9 protein-coding genes are annotated in these 6479 nt (G+C 49.2%); all 9 read left to right on the top strand.

All coding sequences use genetic code 11. The annotated features are described in order from the left end of the window. Window positions 1-160: 160 nt before the first annotated feature. On the top strand, window positions 161-721 hold the full coding sequence (locus HOP52_RS19365; RefSeq protein WP_238979174.1) for a hypothetical protein: 561 nt from the start codon (window positions 161-163) through the stop codon (window positions 719-721). 124 nt (window positions 722-845) lie between these two features. Further along, the gene (locus HOP52_RS19360) at window positions 846-1430 is read left to right on the top strand and encodes a hypothetical protein (protein ID WP_238979173.1); all 585 of its coding nucleotides are present in this window, start codon (window positions 846-848) and stop codon (window positions 1428-1430) included. A 112-nt stretch (window positions 1431-1542) separates the two neighbouring features. Next, window positions 1543-2505, top strand: coding sequence for a hypothetical protein (locus HOP52_RS19355; RefSeq protein ID WP_238979172.1), 963 nt, complete (start codon window positions 1543-1545; stop codon window positions 2503-2505). Between the two features lie 134 nt (window positions 2506-2639). Next, window positions 2640-4211 carry an IS1182 family transposase gene (locus tag HOP52_RS19350; protein WP_238979171.1) on the top strand — a complete coding sequence of 524 codons (1572 nt, stop codon included), beginning with the start codon at window positions 2640-2642 and terminating at the stop codon, window positions 4209-4211. A gap of 198 nt (window positions 4212-4409) precedes the next feature. Then, window positions 4410-5033 (top strand): hypothetical protein, encoded by a 624-nt coding sequence (locus HOP52_RS19345; protein WP_238979170.1) that lies wholly within the window; start codon window positions 4410-4412, stop codon window positions 5031-5033. A 126-nt stretch (window positions 5034-5159) separates the two neighbouring features. Beyond that, a complete protein-coding gene (locus tag HOP52_RS19340; RefSeq protein WP_238979169.1) occupies window positions 5160-5402 on the top strand; it encodes a type II toxin-antitoxin system Phd/YefM family antitoxin in 243 nt (80 codons plus the stop codon). Beyond that, complete coding sequence (locus HOP52_RS19335) at window positions 5399-5662, top strand: Txe/YoeB family addiction module toxin (RefSeq protein WP_238979168.1); 264 nt, start codon at window positions 5399-5401, stop codon at window positions 5660-5662. The genes HOP52_RS19340 and HOP52_RS19335 overlap by 4 nt, the downstream gene beginning before the upstream one ends. Window positions 5663-5752: 90 nt before the next feature. Continuing rightward, window positions 5753-6031, top strand: coding sequence for a type II toxin-antitoxin system RelE/ParE family toxin (locus tag HOP52_RS19330; protein WP_089726054.1), 279 nt, complete (start codon window positions 5753-5755; stop codon window positions 6029-6031). Window positions 6032-6041: 10 nt separating this feature from the next. Further along, window positions 6042-6329, top strand: a complete 288-nt coding sequence (locus tag HOP52_RS19325) for a HigA family addiction module antitoxin (RefSeq protein ID WP_238979167.1) — start codon at window positions 6042-6044, stop codon at window positions 6327-6329. Window positions 6330-6479 lie beyond the last annotated feature (150 nt).

The raw sequence follows: 6479 nt of genomic DNA, 5'->3' as shown, positions 1-6479 counted from the left end.
AGCCAAAATGGTCAGTTAGGCTCCGTGGCCAAGATGATCGTCCGTTTGGTGGTCGGGAACAAGAATTCAGAATAGAGGCGGTGGGAATGGCTCTGAATCGGGTTTTTCTACAGCCTCGTTATGCGCTCTGTGGGTTATCTGAAAGTGGAGATGTTGGTTTATGGATGTAGTTTTTGAAGTGTTACCACCACTGGCAACCATTGTTGCAGCTATGATTGCTTGGTGGGCGAGTATCAAAGTGCGCAGACAGGCAGACATAAATGAAGATCTGAACCGTGAGCACGGAAAAAAGATAGCCGAACTCAACCATGTGTTTGAAATTGCATCTATGCAAGCCCAAGAAAGGTTTTCGATGCGGGCCAAGGCACTGCTGGAAGCGTCTAGGCTTGCCGGAGAAACCTGCTATTACTTAGAACGATTCTTGACGCCTTACACGACGTACGAGCCGATGCCGAGAGAAAAACTCATAGAAATGGCAGAAGAGCGATTTGAATCTCTTCTAAAGTTTCGGTGGGAAAATCATCTTTTCCTTTGGGACAATGATAATGCGTCGATAGCTTTAGGAAAAATCATGGGCGCCATAAATAGCATAAAAAATAAAGAGCCCGAAGATGGTTCTTTTTCTGAAGATCAAGTAAACGACTTTCTCAGGGTAGCGCAGCCGGCTTTGAAAGTGATCCGTGAAGAATACCAACGTGAGCTGCAAAGTAAATTCGCATAACCAGGCCAAGCACAGCGACAGCTTCTTCGTTGCGGCTTCGCCTCCACTACAAAGCTGCGCGTGTTGGCGGCGTTAGTTTTGTAAACCTCGTGGTGATTGCCAAAGATGATATTTGGAGAGAGAAATGTTTAAAGTGAGTAGTGGTTTTATCGGCGAGTTTAAAACTGGCGACAATATTATCTATAACTTGAGCTGTTTAAAAGTCCTCTACGCAGCTCAAGAATCGGCTTCATCATCCGAAGCAGGACTTTTCAGCAAGCCAATCACAATTACTATGGTTTCAATAATCGAAGCCCTGCTCCATGATCTTTTATACCGAATCAAGAACCATACAAGCGAAGGCGTTCAAAACATTGTAACCAAAGTGCTGGAAGATGTTCGAAGCAAAACTCTCGATCAATTTGAGACTTATATTGCTGCGGCAAAAAAGCATGATTTTCTGGGAGCGGCTGGAACTGACCTGTACGAGAAATTAGATGAATTACGCAAAGTCCGTAATCGCATCCATATCCAAAACGTTAAGCAACAACAACCGCTTGACGAAAATAAGGTTTTCACTATCAGTAGGCAAAAATCTACCGAAGCAGTGCTCGAGCAGGTACTAAAGCATGTTTCCGATAAATACAAACGACCAGAGCATATTCAGGGTATTGTGGGTAGCTTTGAGCTGCCGTGGGATGAGCACTTAAAAACAGAGTCAGACGCATAAACGTGTGCAGTTCTTTATCAAGAAACTAACCAGTGCAGGTTGTCGGACAGGTACTGCGCTGCGCTCCGTACCTGCCGCAACTGCAAGCGTTAAGCCCAATGGAGTTCCGCAGATGAGCGAGTATGGGTTGAAAGAAGCAATTGATGAGCATATGCCATTTATTGACGAGCATCTGCAAAAATTGAACGTACCGATATTTGATCGCTTTATGCGTGCTGCATATTTGTTTGTGGATTTTGCCATAATTGATTCAAATTATGAAAGCAAAGAGGAGCTTTTAAAGAGTGCAGCGTTTATTGAAGGAATAATCCCCTTGGTCAATGACTGGTATTGGGATAAATATGGAGAGTTGGCTAAAAGCCCAGTCAATAGAACTTACTCGGGAATTATTACTCCTTATGGGCATCCTGTTTTAGTCAAGATTCCAGCAACTACAAGTAGAGTAGAAGTGCCAAATGAAACAGCATGGCTTACTTTCCCTGACTGCTTGACCGAGAATGAATCCATAGGAGATATGGCTCAGACCAAGATTGATTTAGGCAAGCTCCCTGCAGAAGAGATGGATAGGATGTCAACCGAGTTTAGCGAAGTGGTTTCTATGACTCGGAAAATTAATCTTAATGTAGGTTCGGTGGGTGGTATTAACAAAGAAGCTGCCAACATGGCAGACGGTATATGGGGACATATAGAAAAATCTATTGCTGATATCTTGTCATTTCAAGATACTCAAGCATCAATTGGTTGCTGGGAACTACATCTGGCAATCGAAAAAACCTTAAAGGTGTATTTAAAACAAATTTGCGGCTTATGGGTATTTGGTCATGACCTAAACAAATTGAGCAGCAAGATTAATAATCATGATGCAAGCTTAGATTTTTCTGTGATTCAGTCGCTTCCAAGTGACAAAGACGCTATTAAATTGAGGTATGCCGAGCTTGTAACAAATGTAAGTGAGGCGGTGGATTATTATAAAAAAGCGTTGCGATTAATTGAGAAAGTGACAAGTAAGTACGAAAGAAAGTACTCTATCAATAATGCATCTTTTTTGCTGAAGATGGCGCCGTGGGCAAAATGAGGCTTAACAAGTTGCTGCACGCGGAAAAATTACTCGCTACGCTCCCAATTTTCCGGTGAGCAAAGCGTTGAGGCTGTAGCAAAACCCCGACCACGCCCGGTAGGATGAGGAAAAGGCAAGGGAGAGTCGTCAGCATGCCCAGGTTCAAGCCCTACGACTACGATCAGCACGCCATGGTTGCCATCAACTATCTGGACCAGTTGCAACCCGGCACGTTTGAGCATGCCGTGCACTACCTGATCGAGCACAAGCTGGACCTATCGGTGTTCCATCCCCGGTACCGCAACGACGACACCGGTCGTTGTGCCTACGATCCGGCGATCCTGCTCAAGATCATCCTGTTCGCCTACTCCAAGGGCATCACTTCCAGCCGGGAAATGCAGTGGTGTTGCGAGACCAACATCCTATTCAAGGCGCTCTCCTGTGACACGGTACCCCACTTCACCACGCTCGCCCGATTCGTCAGCGGCCACGCCGACGAGATCGAAGCCCTGTTCGAGCAGGTCCTGTTGGTCTGCCACGAGCAGGGCCTGCTGGGCAACGAACTCTTCGCCATCGATGGGTGCAAGATGTCGTCCAATGCAGCCAAGGAGTGGTCTGGCACCTTCAAGGAACTCGGCGAGAAACGTGACAAGCTGCGCCGCTTGATTCGCGACCACCTGGACGAGCACTTCCAGCGCGACAAGGAGGAGACCGAGGCAGAGATGGAACGGGATATCCGCCATGCCAAGATGATCCTCTCCCTCGACAGAGCCATGACCAAGGTAGACCGGTTCCTGAATACGCAGCGCCCCCGGCAGGGGAAGGGCAAGCGCAGCCAGGAGGTGAAGAGCAATCTCACCGACAACGAAAGTGCCAAGATGACAACCGGGAAAGGCACGATTCAGGGCTATAACGGGGTAGCGACGGTCGACAAAAAACACCAGATCATCATCGATGCCCAGGCGTTTGGCGAAGGCCAGGAGCACCATACGCTCAAGCCGGTACTGGTCAGCATCGAGCAGCGTTACCGACGACTGGGCATCAGTCCGGATATCTATCAGGGCGGCACCGTGGTGACGGCCGATACCGGTTTCGCTAACGAAGCCAACATGCGCTACCTGCACGAACGGCAGATCAACGGCTACATTCCCGATAACCAGTTTCGACGTCGCGACCCCAGGTTCAGCGCCCAGAAAGGCAAATACGGGAAACGCCATCAGGGCAGTCAGCCCTCCAGCCGGAAGTCGATCATTCCGGCCAGTGAATTCCAGTTCGATCCGGTGACGATGACCTGCATCTGTCCGGCCGGTGAGTCCCTGACCTACCGGGGCCAGCGGGAGGCTGAGAACGGAAAGAACCGAGCTCATTTCGAGGGGCGACTGCTGCAGTGCCGGCACTGCCCGAAGAAACATCAATGCATGCAGAATCCGGCCTCGGCGGACCACCGCAACGGAGCGGGTCGGCAGGTATCATTCACCATCGAGAATAAAGGTTTGCCTAGCTACACTGATTGGATGAAACACCGGGTGGACAGTCAGTATGGCAAAGAGGTCTATAGCCACCGAATGTCGGTGGTAGAACCGGTGTTTGGCAACATCGGTACGAACAAGGGGCTTGACCGATTTAGCCTGAGAGGCCGGAAAAAGGTCCAGGGGCAATGGCAGCTATACTGCCTGATACACAACATCGAGAAGCTCGCCAATTATGGTCGATTAGGCAAGTGATATAGGGGCTGGGAGGCCAGAAACTGGTGATGAGCGCTTTGACATCACCAAAGAGCCAAAATGGTCAGTTAGGCTCCGTGGCCAAGATGATCGTCCGTTTGGTGGTCGGAACAAGAATTCAGAATAGAGGCGGTGGGAATGGCTCTGAATCGGGTTTTTCTACAGCCTCGTTAGAGCGCCGAGATTCAGGATTAATCTATGACGAAAGCTTTGAATATTATCGGATTCATACTATTAATTTTCTCAATCTTCGTGTTTGGATTGAAAGGTATGGCAGCCGAGATGGGTATTGCAGTAGCGGCTAGTGGAGTGTTCTTGGCATTTGCTAATTTGGACAAATTCTCTGAGTTCAAAGGGGCCGGATTTGAAGCTAAACTTCGCGAGGCTGTCGACGAAGCAAATGCAACCATTGAAAATCTAAAGTCAGTCGCTGCCCCATTGTTGACGACTACAATAGATTTGCTGGCTAAAGACGGAAGATGGGGCGGAGATTCGGCCTTCGATAAGAATCATGCTCTATATGATAAGTTGATCGCGTTGCAGGAGGATATTGATATTTCAGATGGCTCCCTTGAGAAAGCAAAAGCTCAATATTTAAATATTCACGCTTGGGACATGATCTCAGATTTGGCATCTGACATTGAGCGTGCTGGCAAAGAGAAATTTACGGTGGAGGTCAGGGAAAAGCTGGGCAGTCATAGCTTTGATGAGCCGCCATGTTTAGAAAAATTCTTGTCGTTGCTGGACGAGGCTGAACTGCAGGATAAAGAGAGGCAGAAGCTTGAGAGAATCAGGCAGTACTATCAGACCTATAAGCTCTAACAAACGCAGGCAGAGCGACGCCAAAAAGCGGCGCGCCTGCTGCGAGCGTTATGCAGAGCGTTCGCCTTGACGCACGTACCAAAAAGCGTACAATTGATTGAAAGTTGAACACGCAAGAGGTGCGTCATGACCGGAATCACAGCAACAGAGGCGCGCAGCAACCTTTATCGGTTGATTGATGAAACTGCCGAGTCCCACCAGCCAATCGTCATCATGGGTAAGCGGAATACAGCAGTCTTGGTATCCGAAGAAGACTGGTCGGCAATTCAGGAAACACTTTACCTGCTCTCAGTACCAGGTATGCGGGAGTCGATTCGTGAGGGGATGGATGCCCCTTTGGATGAATGCGATGAGGAGCTGGACTGGTGACATGGACGTTGGTTTACACCAAGCAAGCCCAGAAAGATGCACAGAAGCTGGCCTCCAGCGGCCTCAAACCAAAAGCCCAGGAACTGTTAGCGCTGATAGCGGAAGATCCGTACCGAAAACCGCCTCCATTTGAGAAGCTCATTGGTGATCTTGCGGGAGCCTATTCACGCCGCATCAATATTCAGCATCGTCTGGTCTACCAAGTGCTAGAGGACGAGCAAGTGGTGAAAATCCTCAGGCTTTGGAGCCACTACGAATAATGCATAACCAGCCGCTATTGCCGGACAATTGCCGCAAAGCTCCTTGTTATATTTTTTGACACCCGATACGTTATAGGTTACACTCAAGGAATGATTCGAAGCTTCAAACACAAGGGCTTGGCGAAGTTCTTCAAGTCCGGGAGCACAGCAGGGATTCAGGCGGCTCATGCAAAGAGGCTTCGGCTGATTCTCGGTAGGCTGAATGCAGCATCAGACGCCAAGGATATGGACTTGCCAGGCCTTCGACTGCATGAGCTCTCAGGAAATCGAGCCGGAATTTGGTCAGTAACGGTGAGCGGTAACTGGCGAGTGACCTTCCGCTTCGAGGATGGAGATGCCGAGATCGTGAATTATGAGGATTATCATTGAGGTGTCGCCAATGTTGATGCACAACCCTCCCCATCCTGGTGAAGTATTGCGAGAGCTCTGCCTGGAACCCCTTGGCCTGTCTGTAACTGCGGCTGCAGAGGCATTGGGTGTTAGCCGCAAAACTCTGAGTGCTATATTGAACGGTAAGGCTGGTATCAGCCCTGAAATGGCTATTCGACTTTCTATCGCTTTCGATACGTCGGCGGAGAGCTGGCTAAACCAGCAGTCCCAGTATGAGCTCTGGCACGCGGAGCAACATCGCAAAGAGCTTAAGGTTAAGAAGCTTGTTGCGGCCTGAAGCACCACATAGCCAAGCCATGCACCGGATGTCAATGGCCATCAGAAATGACCCACCAGCGGTCAACAAAATTGACCCACCCATGACCGTCAGCTGAGCGTCTTCTGCTTCAGCCGGTAGCTCTCCCCGCCGAGCAGGTAGAGGTGTGAG

The organism is Billgrantia campisalis, assembly GCF_022341425.1.
GTDB classification, from domain to species: Bacteria; Pseudomonadota; Gammaproteobacteria; order Pseudomonadales; family Halomonadaceae; genus Halomonas; species Halomonas campisalis.
This window is presented reverse-complemented; position numbering and strand designations above follow the sequence as displayed.